16 protein-coding genes are annotated in these 17,863 nt (G+C 61.7%); 7 read left to right on the top strand and 9 right to left on the bottom strand.

All coding sequences use genetic code 11. The annotated features are described in order from the left end of the window. Window positions 1-25 precede the first annotated feature (25 nt). From GV819_RS08750 to algW, 3 genes are all read right to left on the bottom strand, one after another. Window positions 26-757, bottom strand: a complete 732-nt coding sequence (locus GV819_RS08750; RefSeq protein WP_161755565.1) for a DUF4198 domain-containing protein — start codon at window positions 755-757, stop codon at window positions 26-28. Window positions 758-769: 12 nt separating this feature from the next. Then, window positions 770-2,875, bottom strand: a complete 2,106-nt coding sequence (locus tag GV819_RS08745; protein ID WP_161755563.1) for a TonB-dependent siderophore receptor — start codon at window positions 2,873-2,875, stop codon at window positions 770-772. A gap of 85 nt (window positions 2,876-2,960) precedes the next feature. Further along, entirely contained in the window at window positions 2,961-4,115 is a 1,155-nt protein-coding gene (gene algW / locus GV819_RS08740; RefSeq protein WP_161755561.1) for a Do family serine endopeptidase AlgW, read from the bottom strand. A 102-nt stretch (window positions 4,116-4,217) separates the two neighbouring features. On the opposite strand from algW, the gene GV819_RS08735 reads away from it, so the two are divergent. The 3 genes from GV819_RS08735 to cysN all read left to right on the top strand — a co-directional run bounded on the left by GV819_RS08735 (window position 4,218) and on the right by cysN (window position 8,049). Further along, window positions 4,218-4,976, top strand: coding sequence for a Nif3-like dinuclear metal center hexameric protein (locus GV819_RS08735; RefSeq protein ID WP_161755559.1), 759 nt, complete (start codon window positions 4,218-4,220; stop codon window positions 4,974-4,976). A 247-nt stretch (window positions 4,977-5,223) separates the two neighbouring features. Further along, window positions 5,224-6,141, top strand: coding sequence for a sulfate adenylyltransferase subunit CysD (cysD, locus tag GV819_RS08730; RefSeq protein ID WP_161755557.1), 918 nt, complete (start codon window positions 5,224-5,226; stop codon window positions 6,139-6,141). A 9-nt stretch (window positions 6,142-6,150) separates the two neighbouring features. Then, window positions 6,151-8,049 (top strand): sulfate adenylyltransferase subunit CysN, encoded by a 1,899-nt coding sequence (gene cysN / locus GV819_RS08725; RefSeq protein WP_161755556.1) that lies wholly within the window; start codon window positions 6,151-6,153, stop codon window positions 8,047-8,049. A 127-nt stretch (window positions 8,050-8,176) separates the two neighbouring features. On the opposite strand, the gene GV819_RS08720 is transcribed toward cysN, so the two are convergent. Genes GV819_RS08720 through GV819_RS08710 form a run of 3 tightly spaced genes read right to left on the bottom strand, consistent with a single transcriptional unit; the run spans window position 8,177 to window position 11,578 of the window. Beyond that, the gene (locus GV819_RS08720; RefSeq protein ID WP_161755554.1) at window positions 8,177-9,082 is read right to left on the bottom strand and encodes an acyltransferase; all 906 of its coding nucleotides are present in this window, start codon (window positions 9,080-9,082) and stop codon (window positions 8,177-8,179) included. Next, complete coding sequence (gene pta, locus GV819_RS08715; protein ID WP_161755551.1) at window positions 9,083-11,182, bottom strand: phosphate acetyltransferase; 2,100 nt, start codon at window positions 11,180-11,182, stop codon at window positions 9,083-9,085. A gap of 57 nt (window positions 11,183-11,239) precedes the next feature. Beyond that, window positions 11,240-11,578, bottom strand: coding sequence for a DUF3565 domain-containing protein (locus GV819_RS08710; RefSeq protein ID WP_161755549.1), 339 nt, complete (start codon window positions 11,576-11,578; stop codon window positions 11,240-11,242). Here GV819_RS08710 and GV819_RS08705 point away from each other — a divergent pair. The 3 genes from GV819_RS08705 (at window position 11,547) to GV819_RS08695 (ending at window position 13,952) form a co-directional block, all read left to right on the top strand. Next, on the top strand, window positions 11,547-12,032 hold the full coding sequence (locus GV819_RS08705; RefSeq protein ID WP_161755547.1) for an FKBP-type peptidyl-prolyl cis-trans isomerase: 486 nt from the start codon (window positions 11,547-11,549) through the stop codon (window positions 12,030-12,032). The genes GV819_RS08710 and GV819_RS08705 overlap by 32 nt on opposite strands. A gap of 120 nt (window positions 12,033-12,152) precedes the next feature. Continuing rightward, window positions 12,153-12,635: a glutathione peroxidase gene (locus GV819_RS08700; protein ID WP_161755546.1), complete on the top strand. Its 483-nt coding sequence runs from the start codon at window positions 12,153-12,155 to the stop codon at window positions 12,633-12,635. Window positions 12,636-12,848: 213 nt separating this feature from the next. Then, entirely contained in the window at window positions 12,849-13,952 is a 1,104-nt protein-coding gene (locus tag GV819_RS08695) for an NADH:flavin oxidoreductase (RefSeq protein WP_161755545.1), read from the top strand. Here the strand turns inward: GV819_RS08695 and GV819_RS08690 are convergent. Both GV819_RS08690 and cysZ read right to left on the bottom strand, forming a co-directional pair. Continuing rightward, window positions 13,949-15,229: a glycosyltransferase family 4 protein gene (locus tag GV819_RS08690; protein ID WP_161755544.1), complete on the bottom strand. Its 1,281-nt coding sequence runs from the start codon at window positions 15,227-15,229 to the stop codon at window positions 13,949-13,951. The genes GV819_RS08695 and GV819_RS08690 overlap by 4 nt on opposite strands. A gap of 45 nt (window positions 15,230-15,274) precedes the next feature. Further along, window positions 15,275-16,024, bottom strand: coding sequence for a sulfate transporter CysZ (gene cysZ, locus GV819_RS08685; RefSeq protein ID WP_161755542.1), 750 nt, complete (start codon window positions 16,022-16,024; stop codon window positions 15,275-15,277). 310 nt (window positions 16,025-16,334) lie between these two features. Between cysZ and trxB the strand changes: the two genes are divergently transcribed. Next, on the top strand, window positions 16,335-17,297 hold the full coding sequence (gene trxB, locus GV819_RS08680; protein ID WP_161755540.1) for a thioredoxin-disulfide reductase: 963 nt from the start codon (window positions 16,335-16,337) through the stop codon (window positions 17,295-17,297). A gap of 150 nt (window positions 17,298-17,447) precedes the next feature. Here trxB and GV819_RS08675 read toward each other — a convergent pair whose 3' ends face one another. Continuing rightward, the gene (locus tag GV819_RS08675) at window positions 17,448-17,786 is read right to left on the bottom strand and encodes a HopJ type III effector protein (RefSeq protein WP_161755538.1); all 339 of its coding nucleotides are present in this window, start codon (window positions 17,784-17,786) and stop codon (window positions 17,448-17,450) included. Between the last annotated feature and the right edge of the window lie 77 nt (window positions 17,787-17,863).

Genomic DNA, 17,863 nt, shown 5'->3' with positions numbered 1-17,863 from the left:
GTGCCTGGAGCCTGATGCGGCCGCATCACTCTTCGTGGTGCGGCTCGCCGAGGAAGGTCAGGGAACTGAACAGACCGCGTGATGCCACATCCGGGTTGTCCTTGAGCGGAACCTCCAGCTCTGTGGCAATCACGTTCAAACCTTCATTCCTCACCAGCACTTGAGCGCGTCCCTGGGCATCGGTTTCGGTGCTCAGGGTGCTTGGCGCATTACGGTAATCACCGATCAACTTCACCCCGGCCACGGGCTGTCCGTCCAGCAGCACCCGCACTGGCAGGTTCTTGCCCGGGCCTACGGTCAGTGGGTCGACTTCGGGCAGGATCACCAGCTTGAGCTGTTCCAGTTTGGGAAGCTTCGCTCCCGGTTGATAGATCGCCAGGCTGTACTTGAAGGTGTGGGTCGAGGCGATGGCCCCCGGGACTTTGCTGCGCCCCTGGTTAACCCAGCGTTTGTCCGCTGTCTGCGACCACGGACCGTTGTCCAGTGCCACCGCCAGCACCGCCGGGGGCTTGAGTGGCTGCAGGCGTGCGTGGTCGGCCAGGCGTTGCACGCTCACCGGAATCATTCTGGCGGCGCCGTCATAGGCCCAGGCACCGCTGACCTTCTTGGCCTTGAAGGCGTCGTCTTCGGCGCCGTGGCCGTAGATCACTTCGATATTGCCCCGTCGCTGTTCGGTCCACAGGCCGTGGGCCGAGGCCTGGGTGGTGCACAGTGCGGCGAGCAGGCCGAGCAGGAAGATTGATTTGCGCTGTTGCATGGTGATTCCCTTTTACAGGTTGAGTGTCAGGCTGACGGTGAAGTTGCGCGGCTCGCCGGGGTTGACCCAGTAGTTGCTGTAGGAGCGCTCGTAGTACTTCTCGTCGAAGAGGTTGTTCAGGTTCAGGCCCAGGGTGAGCTTGTCGCTGGCTTTGTAGTGGGCCAGCAGATCCAGGGTGCGATAGGCCGGCAGTTCGAAGCTGCCGCCGGACTCGCCCGAGCGATCGCCGACATAGGTCAGGGCGGCGCCGATGTCCGAGCCTTTGAGGTGGCCGTCCTGGAACTCATACACCCCCAGCAGGCTGCCGCTGTGCCTGGCCACGCCGAGCATGCGGCTGCCGGCGGGGATCGCCCGATCGCCCTTGGTGACCTTGGCATCGATCAAGGCATAGGCGCCGATGACCCTGAGCGCATCGGTCAGTTGGCCGCTGACCTGCACGTCGAAGCCTTGGCTGCGGGCCTTGCCCGCGGCGCGGCTGGAGTCGGTGCCGGGGTCCAGGGCCAGGACGTTTTCCTTGTCGATATGGAAGGCGGCGAGGGTGGCGCTCAGGCGCTCGTCGAGCAGCTCGCTCTTGATCCCCACTTCATAACCGACGCCTTCCTCAGGTTTGAAGGTCTTGCCAGCTGCATCCAGCCCGTTGTTGGGCTTGAACGAGGTGGAGGCGTTGGCGAACACCCCCACTTGCGGGGTCAGTTGGTAGAGCAGGCCGGCGCGTTGGGTCAGGGCGTCGTGGCGCTGGCGGCTGCGCTTGCTGGTGGTGTGGTCGTCGATCTTTTGCTCGAAGTGTTCGACGCGGGCGCCGACCATGCCCCGCAGACGGTCAGTGAAGATGATCTGGTCCTGCAGGTTCAGGGCCTGGCTTTCGACATGCTCGAAAAAATCAGTGCCGGAGCGTTTGCCGTTGGGCTTGGCCTGGCCGTAGATCGGGTCGTAGATATCGATGGCATAGGCGCCGCCGGCGAGGGTGGTGACCCGCTCGTTCTTGCGGTAGTTCTCGTATTCGCTGCCGATCAGCAGCTCGTGCTGCCAGCTGCCGATGTCGAACAGGCCGCGCAGTTCCAGTTGGGTGATGCTGTCGTGCCAGTTGTTGTCGCGCTCACGGTAACGCCGATTGACTGTGTGCTGGTCGGCATTCAACGGGCGGGCTTCCGAGGCGAAGCCCCACAGTTTGCCTTCCTTGTAGTGGCTGGCCAGGCGCAGCTTCCAGCGGTCGTTGAGGTGATGCTCGAGGGTCGCCTGGAGCATGTTGTTGTGGTTGTCGATGTTGCCGTCGTTGGGCTCGCCGAGAAAGGTCGAGCGCGAGACTCCGCTCCAGCGATTGTCGGGGGCGACGATGCCGCGGTCGAAGGTCGAGCTGTGGCGCACGAACTCGCTTTCCAGCAGCAGGCTGGTGTCCGGGTTCAACTGCCAACTGAAGGACGGCGCGACGAATACCCGGTGACTGTCCACGTGGTCACGGAAGCTGTGATTGTCCTCCACCGCCAGGTTGACCCGAGACAACAGGTTGCCCTGGGCATCCAGCGGGGTGTTGAGGTCCAGGGCCGTGCGGTAGCGGTCCCAGCTGCCGGCGCTGGTTTGCAGGGTGGCGAACGCTTCAGGCTGGGGTTTCTTGGTGACGATGTTCACCGTGCCACCGGGGTCGCCACGGCCATAGAGGCTGGCGGCCGGCCCCTTGAGCACCTCGATGCGCTCGATGTTGGCGGCGTCCGGAGTACTGGGATAACCGCGGTTGGCGCTGAAACCGTCCTTGTAGAACTCCGAGGTGGTGAAGCCGCGCACGCTGTATTCATACAGAGTCAGGCCGCCGAAGTTGTTCTGCTTGGAGACCCCACCGGCAAACTCCAAGGCGCGCTCGACGTTGCTGCTGCCCAAGTCCTTGAGCACGCTGGCGGGGATCACGCTGATGGACTGTGGGATGTCGCGAATGGCTGTGTCGGTCTTGGTGGCACTGGCTGAGCGAGTGGCCCGATAACCTTTGACCGGGCCGGTGGCAGATTCGTATTCGGTGGTGATGCGGGTGGTTTCCAGCTCCAGCGACTGCGGTTCTTCGGCGAGCAGGGGGTCTGCCAGCAGGCCGAGAGTCAGGCCTGCCAGGGGGAGGATTTTTCGGGGCGTCATCAGGCTGTTCCAATAGCAATATTGAAACAATATAACATGACTAATGAGAATGCATGTTGTTAGCCCGGCATGGCCGGGCGCACATTCACTCTTCTTCTTTGACCGGTGCGGGCGGCGGACGCAGGCCGATTTCTGCCGTCAGCTTGAGCTCCTTGCCGTTGCGCATCACCTGGATCGAGACTTTTTCCATCGGTTTGATCCGTGCCACCTGGTTCATCGAGCGGCGACCATCACCGGCGGGCTCACCGTCGATGCTGAGGATCACATCACCCAGTTGCATGCCGGCTTTCTGCGCCGGGCCATCGCGGAAGATACCCGCGACCACGATGCCGGGGCGCCCGGCGAGGCCAAAGGACTCCGCCAGTTCCTGGGTCAGCGGCTGCACTTCGATCCCCAGCCAGCCACGGATCACCTGGCCGTGCTCGATGATTGACTTCATCACTTCCATGGCCAGTTTGATCGGGATGGCGAAACCAATGCCCTGGGAGCCGCCGGACTTGGAGAAGATCGCGGTGTTGATCCCGGTCAGGTTGCCGTTGGCATCCACCAGTGCGCCACCGGAGTTGCCCGGATTGATTGCCGCGTCGGTCTGGATGAAGTCTTCGTAGTTGTTCAGGCCCAACTGGTTGCGCCCGGTGGCGCTGATGATGCCCATGGTCACGGTCTGGCCGACCCCGAACGGGTTGCCGATGGCCAGAGCAACGTCGCCGACGCGGACGCTTTCCGAGCGGCCGACGGTGATCGAGGGCAGGTTCTTCAGGTCGATCTTGAGCACTGCCAGGTCGGTTTCCGGATCGCTGCCGATCACCCGGGCCAGGGTTTCGCGTCCGTCCTTGAGGGCCACCACGATCTGCTCGGCGCCGGACGTCACGTGGTTGTTGGTCAACAGATAACCTTCGGGACTCATGATCACCCCGGAGCCCAGGCTCGACTCCATGCGCTGCTGCTTGGGCAGGTTGTCACCGAAGAAACGTCGGAACTGTGGGTCTTCAAACAATGGATGTGCAGGTTTGTTGATGACCTTGGTGGTGTACAGATTGACCACTGCAGGCGCGGCAATGACCACCGCATCGGCATAGGACACGGGGCCCTGCTGGGTGCTGGTGGTTTGCGGAGCTTGCTGCAGATTGACGTCCAGGCTGGGCAGGCCGACCCATTGTGGGTAACGCTGAATAATCAACAACGCGATAAGTATGCCGGCCAGCAATGGCCAGCCAAAAAAACGCAGAGCCTTGAGCATTGAGCAAGTCCTGGGTGGTTACGAAGGGCTGCGCACGGCCCATAATGTCGCGCATTATACGAGGCCGTGCGCGCCTCTGAACGGGATATTTAGGAGTCTTTTATGGCCGTTGCCCTGAGCACACTGGTGGAAGAAGCGGACCGCTACCTGGGCAGTTCACGCATCGCCGACTACTGCCCCAATGGCCTGCAGGTCGAAGGGCGTCCGCAAGTCATGCGTATCGTCAGTGGCGTGACGGCCAGCCAGGCGTTACTGGACGCTGCAGTGGAAGCCAAGGCCGACCTGGTGCTGGTGCATCACGGCTACTTCTGGAAAGGCGAGAACCCCTGCATTACCGGTATGAAGCAGCGTAGGTTGAAAACCCTGCTCAAGCACGACATCAGCCTGCTGGCTTATCACCTGCCCCTGGATTTGCACCCGGAGGTGGGCAACAACGTGCAGCTGGCGCGGCAACTGGATATCACCGTGGAAGGTCCGCTGGATCCGCAGGACCCCAAGATTGTCGGGCTGGTGGGTTCCCTCAGTGAGCCGATGACCCCGCGTGACTTTGCTCGTCGGGTGCAGGAAGTCATGGGTCGTGAGCCACTGCTGATCGAGGGCAGCGAGATGATCCGGCGGGTCGGCTGGTGCACCGGCGGTGGCCAGGGCTACATCGACCAGGCGATCGAGGCCGGTGTCGACCTGTACCTGAGTGGCGAGGCCTCCGAGCAGACCTTCCACAGCGCTCGGGAAAACGACGTCAGCTTCATCGCCGCCGGCCATCACGCCACCGAGCGTTATGGCGTCCAGGCCCTGGGTGACTACCTGGCCCGGCGTTTCGCCCTGGAGCACCTGTTCATCGACTGCCCCAACCCAATCTGACCCCATGTAGGAGCCGGCTTGCCGGCGAAAAGATCTGTGGTCTTGAGGTGCGTCTGAAAGCACCTTCGCTGGCAAGCCAGCTCCTACACCGGCCGCCAGGTCAGGTGTTTTGATGCCTAACCGGGCGGTATATTCATATATCGTTTCGTTCTAGTTGGCGCCCTGATTAGAAGCAGGTCGCTGTGCTAGCATGCCCCGCTCGAACACGGCCCGCTGGCCGTCCATAAGAAAGCTTTCGTGAGTAGCCATGGTCGACAAACTGACGCATCTGAAACAGCTGGAGGCGGAAAGCATCCACATCATCCGCGAGGTGGCCGCCGAGTTCGACAACCCGGTGATGCTGTATTCCATCGGTAAAGACTCCGCCGTGATGTTGCATCTGGCCCGCAAGGCGTTCTTCCCCGGCAAGCTGCCGTTTCCGGTGATGCACGTCGACACCCAGTGGAAATTCCAGGAGATGTACAGCTTCCGCGACAAAATGGTCGAAGAGCTGGGCCTGGAGCTGATCACCCACGTCAACCCGGATGGCGTTGCGCAGGGGATCAACCCCTTCACCCACGGCAGTGCCAAGCACACCGACATCATGAAGACCGAAGGCCTCAAGCAGGCCTTGGACAAGTACGGTTTTGATGCCGCCTTCGGTGGCGCCCGTCGCGATGAAGAGAAGTCCCGCGCCAAGGAGCGCGTCTACTCGTTCCGCGACAGCAAGCACCGTTGGGACCCGAAGAACCAGCGCCCGGAGTTGTGGAACGTCTACAACGGTAAGGTCAACAAGGGTGAGTCGATCCGCGTGTTCCCGCTGTCCAACTGGACCGAGCTGGACATCTGGCAGTACATCTACCTGGAAGGCATCCCGATCGTGCCGCTGTACTTCGCCGCCGAGCGCGAAGTGATCGAGAAGAACGGCACCCTGATCATGATCGACGACGAGCGCATCCTCGAGCATCTCTCCGATGAAGAGAAAGCCCGCATCGTCAAAAAGAAAGTGCGTTTCCGTACCCTTGGCTGCTACCCGTTGACGGGCGCGGTGGAGTCCGAGGCGGAAAGCCTGACGGACATCATCCAGGAAATGCTCCTGACGCGAACTTCCGAGCGCCAGGGCCGGGTCATCGACCACGATGGCGCAGGCTCGATGGAAGATAAAAAACGTCAGGGTTATTTCTAAGGGGTTGTCATGTCGCATCAATCTGATTTGATCAGCGAGGACATCCTCGCGTACCTGGGCCAGCACGAACGCAAAGAGCTGCTGCGCTTCCTCACTTGCGGTAACGTCGACGACGGCAAGAGCACCCTGATCGGGCGCCTGCTGCACGACTCGAAGATGATCTACGAAGACCATCTGGAAGCCATCACCCGGGATTCGAAGAAGGTCGGCACCACCGGTGACGACATCGACCTGGCGCTGCTGGTGGATGGCCTGCAGGCCGAGCGCGAGCAGGGCATCACCATCGATGTCGCCTACCGCTACTTCTCCACCGCCAAGCGCAAATTCATCATTGCCGACACCCCCGGCCATGAGCAGTACACCCGCAACATGGCCACCGGTGCGTCCACCTGTGACCTGGCGATCATCCTGGTGGACGCCCGCTACGGCGTGCAGACCCAGACCCGTCGCCACAGCTTCATCGCCTCCCTGCTGGGGATCAAGCACATCGTCGTGGCCATCAACAAGATGGACCTCAAGGACTTCGACCAGGGCGTATTCGAGTCGATCAAGGCTGATTACCTGAAGTTCGCCAAAGGCTTGAAGATGCAGCCTACGAGCATGCACTTCGTGCCGATGTCGGCCCTCAAGGGCGACAACGTGGTGAACAAGAGCGAGCGTTCGCCGTGGTACAGCGGTCAGTCGCTGATGGAGATCCTCGAGACCGTGGAAGTCGCCGGTGACCGCAACTTCACCGACCTGCGTTTCCCGGTGCAGTACGTCAACCGTCCGAACCTGAACTTCCGTGGTTTTGCCGGCACCCTGGCCAGTGGCATCGTGCACAAGGGCGACGAAGTCGTGGTATTGCCCTCGGGCAAGAGCAGCCGGGTCAAATCCATCGTCACTTTCGAAGGTGAGTTGGAGCAGGCCGGTCCGGGCCAGGCCGTGACCCTGACCATGGAAGATGAAATCGACATCTCCCGCGGTGACCTGCTGGTACATGCCGATAACGTACCGCCGGTGACCGACAGCTTTGAAGCCATGCTGGTATGGATGGCCGAAGAGCCGATGCTGCCGGGCAAGAAATACGACATCAAGCGCGCCACCAGCTACGTGCCGGGCTCGGTTGCCAGCATCGTCCACAAGATTGATGTGAATACCCTGGAAGAGGGGGCGGCCAGCGCTCTGCAACTGAACGAGATCGGCAAGGTCAAGATCAGCCTCGACGCGCCTATCGCCCTGGATGGCTATGAAAGCAACCGCACCACCGGTGCATTCATCGTTATCGATCGCCTGACCAATGGCACCGTCGGTGCGGGCATGATCATTGCCCAGCCGGTGGCCCATGGCAGCGCCACGCACCACGGCAAGCTGGCTCATGTAGCCACCGAAGAGCGTGCCCAGCGCTTCGGCCAGCAACCGGCAACCGTGCTGTTCAGCGGCCTGTCGGGCGCGGGCAAGAGCACCCTGGCCTACGCGGTGGAGCGCAAGCTGTTCGACATGGGGCGTGCGGTGTATGTGCTCGATGGCCAGAACCTGCGGCATGACCTGAACAAGGGCTTGCCACAGGACCGTGCCGGGCGTACCGAGAACTGGCGGCGTGCGGCCCACGTGGCCCGTCAGTTCAACGAAGCGGGTCTGCTGACCTTGGCGGCGTTCGTGGCCCCGAGTGCCGAAGGGCGCGAACAGGCCAAGGACCTGATTGGCAAGGAGCGTCTGCTGACGGTTTATGTCCAGGCATCGCCTGCGGTGTGCGCCGAGCGTGATCCGCAAGGCCTGTACGCTGCTGGCGGGGATAATATCCCGGGCGAATCCTTCCCGTACGACGTGCCGCTGAATGCCGATCTGCTGATCGACACCCAGTCGCTGTCGTTGGAAGAGAGCGTCAAGCAGGTGCTGGACCTGTTGCGTAGCCGCGGCGCGATTTAAGCCGTAGCAAAAAGCCCGCAGTCGAGTGATCGGCTGCGGGCTTTTTTGTGCGCTTCAGATAGTGTTCGCCGGCAAGCCGGCTCCTACGGACCTCTGTGTAGGAGCTGGCTTGCCAGCGAAGAGGCCCTCAGGGTTTGGCCGGATACTCCCGATGCAGCACTTCCAGCAGCGCATCCTTGTCCAACCACTGCTGGTTGATCCAGCCCTGGAATTCCTGGCGGTACTCGGTGTCCTGCTCGTAGTTCTTGCCGATGAACTGCGCTGGAATCCGCACCTCTTCAAAACGCACCACCACATCCTTGACCTGGCCGCACAACAGGTCCCAGAACCCGGGGCGGCCAGCGGGGTAATGGATGGTCACATCAATGATCGATTGCAATTGCTCGCCCATGGCATCCAGGACAAAGGCAATGCCGCCGGCCTTGGGCTTGAGCAGATAGCGGAACGGCGACTGCTGCTGGGCATGCTTGGCTTCGGTGAAGCGCGTGCCCTCGACGAAGTTGAAGATGCCCACCGGGTTGTCGCGAAACTTCGCACAGGTCTTGCGGGTGGTTTCCAGGTCCTTGCCCTTCTTCTCCGGGTGCTTTTCCAGGTAGGCCTTGGAGTAGCGCTTCATGAAGGGAAAGCCCAGGGCCCACCAGGCGAGGCCGATCACCGGAACCCAGATCAGTTCCTGCTTGAGGAAGAACTTCAGCGGGCGAATGCGCCGGTTGAGCACGTACTGCAGGACCATGATGTCGACCCAGCTCTGGTGGTTACTGGTGACCAGATAGGAGTGCTGGTAGTCCAGGCCCTCCAGGCCTTTGAGGTGCCAGCGGGTGCGGCACACCAGGTTCATCCAGGCTTTGTTGTTGCTGATCCAGGCCTCGTGGGTGTGGTTCATCAGCCAGTGGGTGAAGCGCTGGGTGAGGGCGAAGGGCAGGGCCTTGAAGATCGCCACGCAGAACAGGAACGAGCACAGCAGGATGGTGTTCAGTGCCAGGAGGAGCGAGGCGATGAAGCCGCGTACGACAGCAGGTAGAAATTCCAGCATTTAGAGATCCATAGGTCGGTTGGCGGCTTGAATCGCGGTCAGCGCGATGGTGTAGACGATGTCATCCACCTGGGCGCCGCGGGGCAGGTCGTTCACGGGTTTGCGCAGGCCTTGCAGCATCGGCCCCAGACTCACGCAATCGGCGCTGCGTTGCACCGCCTTGTGGGTGGTGTTGCCGGTGTTCAGGTCGGGGAACACGAAGACCGTGGCCTTGCCCGCTACCAGACTGTTGGGGGCCAGTTGCCGGGCCACATTCTCGTTGGCCGCGGCGTCATATTGCAGCGGGCCGTCGATCAGCAACGAATGTTGGGCTTCATGGGCCAGCAGGGTCGCTTCGCGAACCTTTTCCACTTCTTCGCCGCTGGCCGAATCGCCGCTGGAGTAGCTGATCATCGCTACCCGTGGGGTGATGCCGAAGGCCGCTGCCGAGTCGGCGCTCTGCAGGGCGATCTCTGCCAGCTCACTGGCGCTGGGGTGCGGGTTCATCACGCAGTCGCCATAGATCAGCACCTGCTCGGGGAACAGCATGAAGAACACCGAGGACACCAGGGTGCAGCCCGGTGCCGTCTTGATCAACTGCAGGGCCGGGCGGATGGTGTTGGCGGTGGAATGGATGACCCCGGAAACCAGGCCATCGACTTCATCCAGGGCCAGCATCACGGTGCCGATTACCACCGGGTCTTCCAGTTGCTGCTCGGCCATGGGCGCGTTGAGGCTTTTGCTCTTGCGCAGGGCCACCATCGGCTCCACGTAACGCTCGCGGATCAGGTCCGGGTCGAGAATCTCCAGGCCTTCGGGCAGTTCGATGCCCTGGGCCCGCGCCACGGCGTGGACGTCTTCCGGTTTGGCCAGCAGCACGCAACGGGCAATCCCGCGGGCCTGACAAATGGCGGCGGCCTGCACGGTCAAGGGTTCGCTGCCTTCGGGCAGGACGATGCGTTTGTTGGCTTCCTGGGCCCGCTGGATCAACTGGTAGCGGAATACCGCCGGCGACAGGCGCATTTCCCGTGGCGTGCCGCAACGCTGGTGCAGCCAGTTGGCGTCCAGGTGGCTGGCGACGAAGTCGGTGATGATCTCCGCGCGCTCGCGGTCGTCGATAGGGATTTCCTTGTTCAGGCCGTTGAGCTGGTTGGCGGTGTCGTAGGAGCCGCTGCTCACCGAGAGCACCGGCAGGCCGGCATTCAAGGCGCCACGGCAGAGTTCCATGATCCGTGGGTCGGGCAGGGTATCGCTGGTCAGCAGCAGGCCGGCAAGGGGCACGCCATTGATCGCCGCCAGGCTCACCGCGAGGATGATGTCGTCGCGGTCGCCCGGGGTCACCACCAGCACGCCGGGCTTGAGCAGTTCCACGGTGTTGCGCATGGTGCGGGCGCAAATGATGATCTTGGTCATGCGTCGGCTTTCGTAGTCGCCGGCGTTGAGCACCTGGGCGCCCATCAGGTCGGCTACGTCGCGAGTGCGCGGGGCGTTCAGTTCCGGCTGGAAGGGAATGCAGCCCAGCAGACGGAAGTCGCCGCTGCGCAGCAGGGGCGAGTGCTCCTTCAAACGAGCGGAAAACGCCTCCATGCTTTCATCGGTGCGCACCTTGTTGAGGATCACCCCCAGGACTTTGGGGTCCCGTGGGCCGCCGAACAGTTGGGCCTGCAACTCGACCCGCCCGGACAGCTCGGTGAGCACTTCGTTTTCCGGCGCGGAGACCAGGATCACCTCGGCGTCCAGGCTTTTCGCCAGGTGCAGGTTGACCCGGGCGGCGTAGCTGGCGCTGCGGGTCGGCACCATGCCTTCGACGATCAGCACATCCTTGCCGATGGCCGCCTGCTGATAAAGGGTGATGATTTCTTCCAGCAACTCATCCAGCTGGCCGTCGCCGAGCATCCGCTCGACATGGGCCAGGCCCAAGGGTTGTGGCGGTTTCAGACCGTGGGTGCGGGCCACCAGTTCGGTGGAGCGCTCGGGGCCGGTATCGCCTGGGTGAGGCTGGGCAATGGGCTTGAAGAAACCGACCTTGAGGCCGGCCCGTTCCAGGGTACGCACCAGCCCGAGGCTGATGGAGGTCAGACCCACACCAAAATCGGTGGGTGCGATAAAAAAAGTTTGCATGCGAATTCTCAGAAGGTGCATGGCAAAGGCGACGGTCTGCAGCCGTCTGCCTGATAGTCAGACGCTAAGGTTATCGTTTCCCGCGTCTTGAGCACACCAGCCGCAGGCAAAGGGCTGGCCTATTTTTTCCGCCCGCTGTTGCGGGTCCAGGACCCAGGCCCGGGATTGCCAGGGTGGCAGGTGGCGCAGGTGCTGAGTATGGCCACAGGACAGTTCGGCCACCCAATGACCCTCTTCATCCTGATGAAAACCGCGGATTGTCGAGTGTTTTTTCACGTTCCGTTTGTCTGGGTTCTGTTCGCTTTCGAGCGATTGCTTCGCTAAACTTGGACGTTCTTCATTCTTATGCAAAAGGTCCCACCCCATGCTGATCGCCGCCAATAAGGCTGTCTCCATCGACTATACCCTCACCAACGACGCTGGTGAGGTCATCGACAGCTCTGCCGGCGGCGCCCCGCTGGTTTACCTGCAAGGTGCAGGTAACATCATTCCTGGTCTGGAAAAGGCCCTGGAAGGCAAGCAAGTCGGTGACGAGCTGAACGTTTCCGTAGAACCTGAAGATGCCTACGGTGAATACGCTGCCGAACTGGTCAGCACCCTGAGCCGCAGCATGTTCGAAGGCGTTGACGAGCTGGAAGTGGGCATGCAGTTCCACGCCTCCGCTCCGGACGGCCAGATGCAGATCGTGACCATCCGTGATCTGGACGGCGACGACGTAACCGTCGACGGCAACCACCCACTGGCCGGCCAGCGCCTGAATTTCCAGGTCAAGATCGTTGCCATCCGTGACGCCAGCCAGGAAGAAGTCGCTCATGGTCACGTCCATGGCGAAGGTGGTCATCAGCACTGATTTCTACGCTAAGCTCAAGCTTGCAGGAGAGGCGCCCGAGGGCGCCTTTTTAGTCCGCGGCTTTTGGCTGTACTGTCGAGAGGCTGTTTTCTGTAAGAACACAGGAATTTGGAGTTCGTCATGAGTGCTTTTCACGACCTTAAATTGAAAGCCCTGGATGGTCAGGAGCTGCCGCTCGCGCCCTTCAAGGGGCACGTCGTGCTGGTGGTCAACGTCGCCTCCAAATGTGGTCTGACACCACAATATGCGGCGTTGGAAAATCTCTATCAGCAATACAAGGGCCAGGGTTTCAGCGTGCTGGGCCTGCCCTGCAACCAATTCGCCGGGCAGGAGCCGGGGAGCGAGCAGGAGATCCAGGAGTTCTGCAGCCTCAACTACGGAGTGAGCTTTCCATTGAGCAGCAAGCTCGATGTGAACGGTCCCGAGCGTCATCAGTTGTACCGCTTGCTGGCGGGCGAAGGTGCCGAGTTTCCTGGGGACATCACCTGGAATTTCGAAAAATTCCTGCTGGGCAAGGACGGTCGGGTATTGGCGCGTTTCTCGCCACGCACCGCGCCGGATGATCCTTCCGTGGTCCAGGCCATCGAAAAGGCCCTGAGCTGAGCCAGCTAGCCGGGCGCGACGGCCCGGCGTGTTTTTCCGCCTGATTCACGCCGCTCTGATGCGGCGTTTTTGCATCTAAATCACTTAAATCAATAATGCTGTGCAGTCCAATGGGGGGCGAATATTATCCCCATCATCGGCGCGCCGGGACTGATTTGCGGCGCCGTCCCGTGCCTCGATCATCGTTTCAAGCCCTTTCCCTCGGAGTGCAGCATGTCTGTTCAAGCCTTGTTCAAACCTTTTCAACTCGGCGCGCTGGAGCTGCCGAGCCGCGTAGTGATGGCGCCGATGACCCGTTCGTTCTCCCCGGGTGGCGTGCCCAACTCCAAGGTTATCGAGTACTACCGTCGCCGTGCTGCCGCAGGTGTCGGCCTGATCATCACCGAAGGCACCACCGTCGGGCACAAGGCGGCCAATGGTTACCCCAATGTGCCGCAGTTCTTTGGCGAAGCGGCCCTGGCCGGCTGGAAGAAAGTGGTGGATGCGGTACATGCCGAGGGCGGCAAGATCGTTCCGCAGTTATGGCATGTCGGCAACGTACGGCGCCTGGGCACCGAGCCAGATGCCAGCGTGCCAGGCTATGGCCCGAGCGAGAAACTCAAGGACGGGCAAGTGGTGGTGCATGGCATGACCCACCAGGACATCCAGGAGGTGATCGCGGCGTTCGCCCAGGCCGCCAAGGATGCCCAGAGCATCGGTATGGATGGCGTGGAGATTCATGGCGCCCACGGTTATCTGGTGGACCAGTTTTTCTGGGAAGGCAGCAACCAGCGCACTGACGAATATGGCGGCGACCTGGCCCAGCGTTCGCGTTTCGCCATCGAGCTGATCCAGGCCGTACGTGCCGCCGTTGGCCCGGGTTTTCCGATCATCCTGCGTTTTTCCCAGTGGAAGCAGCAGGACTACAGCGCCCGGCTGGTGCAGACCCCGGAGGCGCTGGAGGCATTCCTCAAGCCGCTGGCGGACGCTGGTGTGGACATCTTCCACTGTTCGACCCGACGTTTCTGGGAACCGGAGTTCGAAGGCTCCGACCTTAACCTGGCGGGCTGGACCCGCAAGCTTACCGGCAAGCCCACCATCACCGTGGGCAGCGTCGGCCTGGACGGCGAGTTCCTGCAGTTCATGGTCAACACCGACAAGGTGGCACAGCCGGCCAGCCTGGAAAACCTGTTGCAGCGTCTGAACAATGACGAGTTCGACCTGGTGGCGGTGGGCCGTGCATTGCTGGTTGATCCGGACTGGGCGCAGAAGGTCCGTGAAGGTCGTGAGCAGGACATCCTGCCATTCAGCCGTGAAGCGCTGATGAGCCTGGTTTAACTCCCGGCACCGGGCGGTGACGGGGGCAACCCTCGCGCCGCGCCGTGCGTCTCCACGCGGGTCCGTGGTTCGACCGTCGCTTCGATGAGTCCTTCGTAATCCACTGCGGTCGAGTGCTGGCAAGCGCTGCGTAATTGATCTTCAAACTGCTCGATCACTGCGGCCCAGCCCTGACGGCTGGCGTGTTGCCGAGCGTTGAGGCGTACCCGGCGCAAGGTTTCCGCTTCTTCCAGCAACCAGCTGGCGGCGTCGCAAAAAGCCCGTTCATCTCCAGGCATCGCCAGCACGCCGTTGTAGCCATGGCGGATATGTTGAGCCGCCGCCGCCTGGTCGTAGGCCACCACCGCCAGTCCAGAAGCCAAGGCTTCGAGCACCACGTTGCCGAAGGTTTCAGTCAGGCTGGGAAATACGAATACATCCCCCGCGGCATAGTGGGCCGCTAGGGCTTCGCCCCGCTGACTGCCGCAGAACAAGGCATCGGGCAGGCTTTTTTCCAGGGCTGCACGTTGCGGACCGTCACCCACCACGATCAGCTTCATCCGGCGCTGTGGATAAGTGGCCTGGAGCTGCTCGAAGCAGCGCTTGAGCAGGCCAAGGTTCTTCTCCGGCGCCAGGCGTCCAACATGAATCACCGCCAGGTCCTCATTGCCCAGGCCCCAGCTGGCGCGCAATTCGTTGGGCCGCTTGGCCGGGTGGAACAACTGGCTGTCGACGCCTCGGGACAATAGGGCCAGGCGCTCGAAATGGCGGCGCTCCAGCTCCAGGCGTTGGCTGGCGCTGGGCACCAGGGTCACTTTCGAGCGGTTGTGGAACCAGCGCAGGTAGTGGGTCAGCAAGCGGGTCAGCAAACCCAGGCCGTATTGGCTGGAGTACTGCTGGAAGTTGGTGTGGAAACCACTGACCACCGAGATCCCCAGACGCTTTGCCGCTCGCAGTGCGGACAGCCCCAGCGGCCCCTCGGTGGCGATGTAGAGCACGTCCGGGCGCTGGCGCTTCCAGCGCCGCAACAGTTTGTGCATCGACGACTGGCCCCATTGCAGCCCGGGGTAGCCCGGCAGCGGCCAGCCCCGGCAGAGCAGCAGAGCCTCGTCGCTGATACGGCTCTGATCACAGCCCTGGCGCGGGCGTACCAGCTCTACCTGATGCCCACGGGCGCGCAGGCCATCGCAGAGGCGGCCAAGGGTATTGGCCACGCCATTGATTTCCGGTGGGTAGGTTTCGGTGATCAGGGTGATATGCAGAGCTGTCGTCATGACCTCAGTGTCGACCGAGGCCATGTCGTCATTGTGACGGTCGGGTGATGGATTTATGACGCTCCGGCCTTACTGGCGCGGCAGGTTTTCCACTCCGCGCTCACGCACCCAGAACAGCGTCGCGCCAGCCACGGCCGCCGGCATCATCAGGATGTTGACGAACGGAACCATCAGCGCCAGGTAGACGATGCCGCCAAAGCCCAGGCTCTGCCAGCGCTTCTGCCGCAGCCAGGCGAGCATGTCCTGCCAGCTCATCTTGTGGTTGTCAGCCGGGTAGTCGATGTACTGGATGGCCATCATCCAGACCCCGAACAGCAACCACAGCGGTGCGGCCACCAGGTTGACCATCGGGATCAGCGACAGGATGAACAGGCCAATGGCCCGGGGCAGGAAGTAGCCGAGCTTGCGCATTTCCCGGGCCAGGGTGCGCGGAATCATGGCAATCAGTTCGCCCCAGCTGAAGGGCGGGAAATCATCGGTGCCACGGACCACGGTTTCGACTTTTTCCGATAGAAACCCGTTGAACGGTGCGGCGATGATATTGGCCAGCATGGTGAAGGTGAAAAACACCATCAACCCGACCAGTATCACGAACAGCGGCCAGAGGATGTAGCTGAGGAAACTCAGCCAGTCCGGCAGGGACGGCATCAGGGCGTCGACCCAGAGACTGAACTGGTGGCTGGCGAAATAGATCAATCCGACGAACAGCACCAGGTTGATGACCAGGGGCAAGAGCACGAACAGGCGCAGGCCGGGACTGAGGATCAGCTTCAGGCCTTCACGCAGGTATTGCGGGCCGGATAGGACGGGGGCGGGCATAGAGCGCTCCGAGCAGAAGGAAAACGCGCCGACCTTACCGGCTTTGCTCTGGGGGCGAAAGCACGGCGAACAGGTCGACATCAACGGTAACAAAGACCCTTTCAAATAGGCCTTCTGAGGATAGAGACCGCCTATGAGCTGGATTGTTAAACCGTATTTCCTTAATCTTCGCCCCCTCTATACGCTTCACCCATTATTTTTTGGACGGGCGAGTTCAAGCCTTCCCCAAGGTTTCGCCGTCCTTTTTTATTGCAGCCGGCAATCCGGCGTTCCGCGCCAGGTCACCCGGGCCGGTCGATAGGAGTGAGTCATGTCTGATGTACGTCATTCGCGTGTGATTATTCTCGGTTCCGGCCCTGCCGGTTACAGCGCTGCGGTGTATGCCGCTCGTGCCAACCTGAAGCCGCTGCTGATCACCGGCATGCAGGCCGGCGGCCAGCTGACCACCACCACCGAAGTCGACAACTGGCCCGGTGACGTGCACGGCCTGACCGGTCCGGCGCTGATGGAGCGGATGCGTGAACACGCCGAGCGTTTCGAAACCGAAATCGTCTTCGATCACATCAATGCCGTGGACTTCGCCGCCAAGCCTTACACCCTGACCGGCGACAGCGCGACCTACACCTGTGACGCACTGATCATCGCCACCGGCGCCAGCGCCCGTTACCTGGGCCTGCCTTCGGAAGAAGCATTCATGGGCAAGGGCGTATCGGCCTGTGCGACCTGCGACGGCTTCTTCTATCGCAACAAGCCAGTGGCGGTAGTTGGTGGCGGTAACACTGCTGTTGAAGAGGCCCTGTACCTGGCCAACATCGCCAGCACCGTGACCCTGATTCACCGTCGCGAAACCTTCCGCGCCGAGAAGATCCTGATCGACAAGCTCAATGCCCGCGTGGCCGAAGGCAAGATCATCCTCAAGCTCAATGCCAACCTGGACGAAGTCCTGGGCGACAACATGGGCGTGACCGGTGCCCGCCTGAAGAACAACGACGGCAGCTTCGACGAGCTGAAAGTCGACGGCGTGTTCATAGCCATCGGCCACACCCCGAACACTTCGCTGTTCGAAGGCCAGTTGACCCTCAAGGACGGTTACCTGGTGGTGCAGGGCGGCCGTGACGGCAACGCCACTGCCACCAGCGTCGAGGGCATCTTTGCCGCCGGTGACGTGGCCGACCACATTTACCGTCAGGCCATCACCTCGGCCGGCGCCGGCTGCATGGCGGCACTGGACACCGAGCGTTACCTGGACGGTCTGCAGAACGCTGCACACTGATTCCCAGGCAATAAAAAACCGGCGCAAGCCGGTTTTTTTATGGGTGTTGCACTGTAGGAGCCGGCTTGCCGGCGAAGAGGCCCTCAAGCCTTGCGCCGCCTATGCTGACGCCTTCGCTGGCAAGCCAGCTCCTACAACGTCCAGTCGCGATCAGCGTCGGGTCAGCGGCTGGGCGGCGAATGTCACCCCGGCGAGGCCGTGGGCGATCAGCGCGCGGATGTTGCCGTGGTCAGTGCCTTCAGGGGTGGCCAGCACCGAGCGATAGTGCTCGCCGAAGGCCAGCAGCGCCTCTTCGTCGCTCAGGCCTTCCAGCAGGGCCAGGCCCAGGGTCTGGCACGAACCTTCGTTTTGCCCGGCAGCGTTTTCCACGCCCCCGTTGTTGAACGCCTGGGGCTGGTAATCGTAACCAGCGGCGATAAAGGCCAGGGTATCGGCAAAGACGTGTTCGCCACTTTTCAGGCTGGCGCGCAGGGTGTTCAGATCAGTCATGGGTTACGGGGCCTTCTTAACAGTTACATGTGATATTCACAAAATTATTCAAGCACTTAGAGATAGTAACTTTTTTA

This window comes from Pseudomonas sp. Fl5BN2 (assembly GCF_009908205.1).
In the GTDB taxonomy this organism is placed as follows: Bacteria; Pseudomonadota; Gammaproteobacteria; order Pseudomonadales; family Pseudomonadaceae; genus Aquipseudomonas.
Note: the sequence above shows the minus strand (reverse complement) of the source record. Positions and strands in the feature narration are given on the sequence as shown.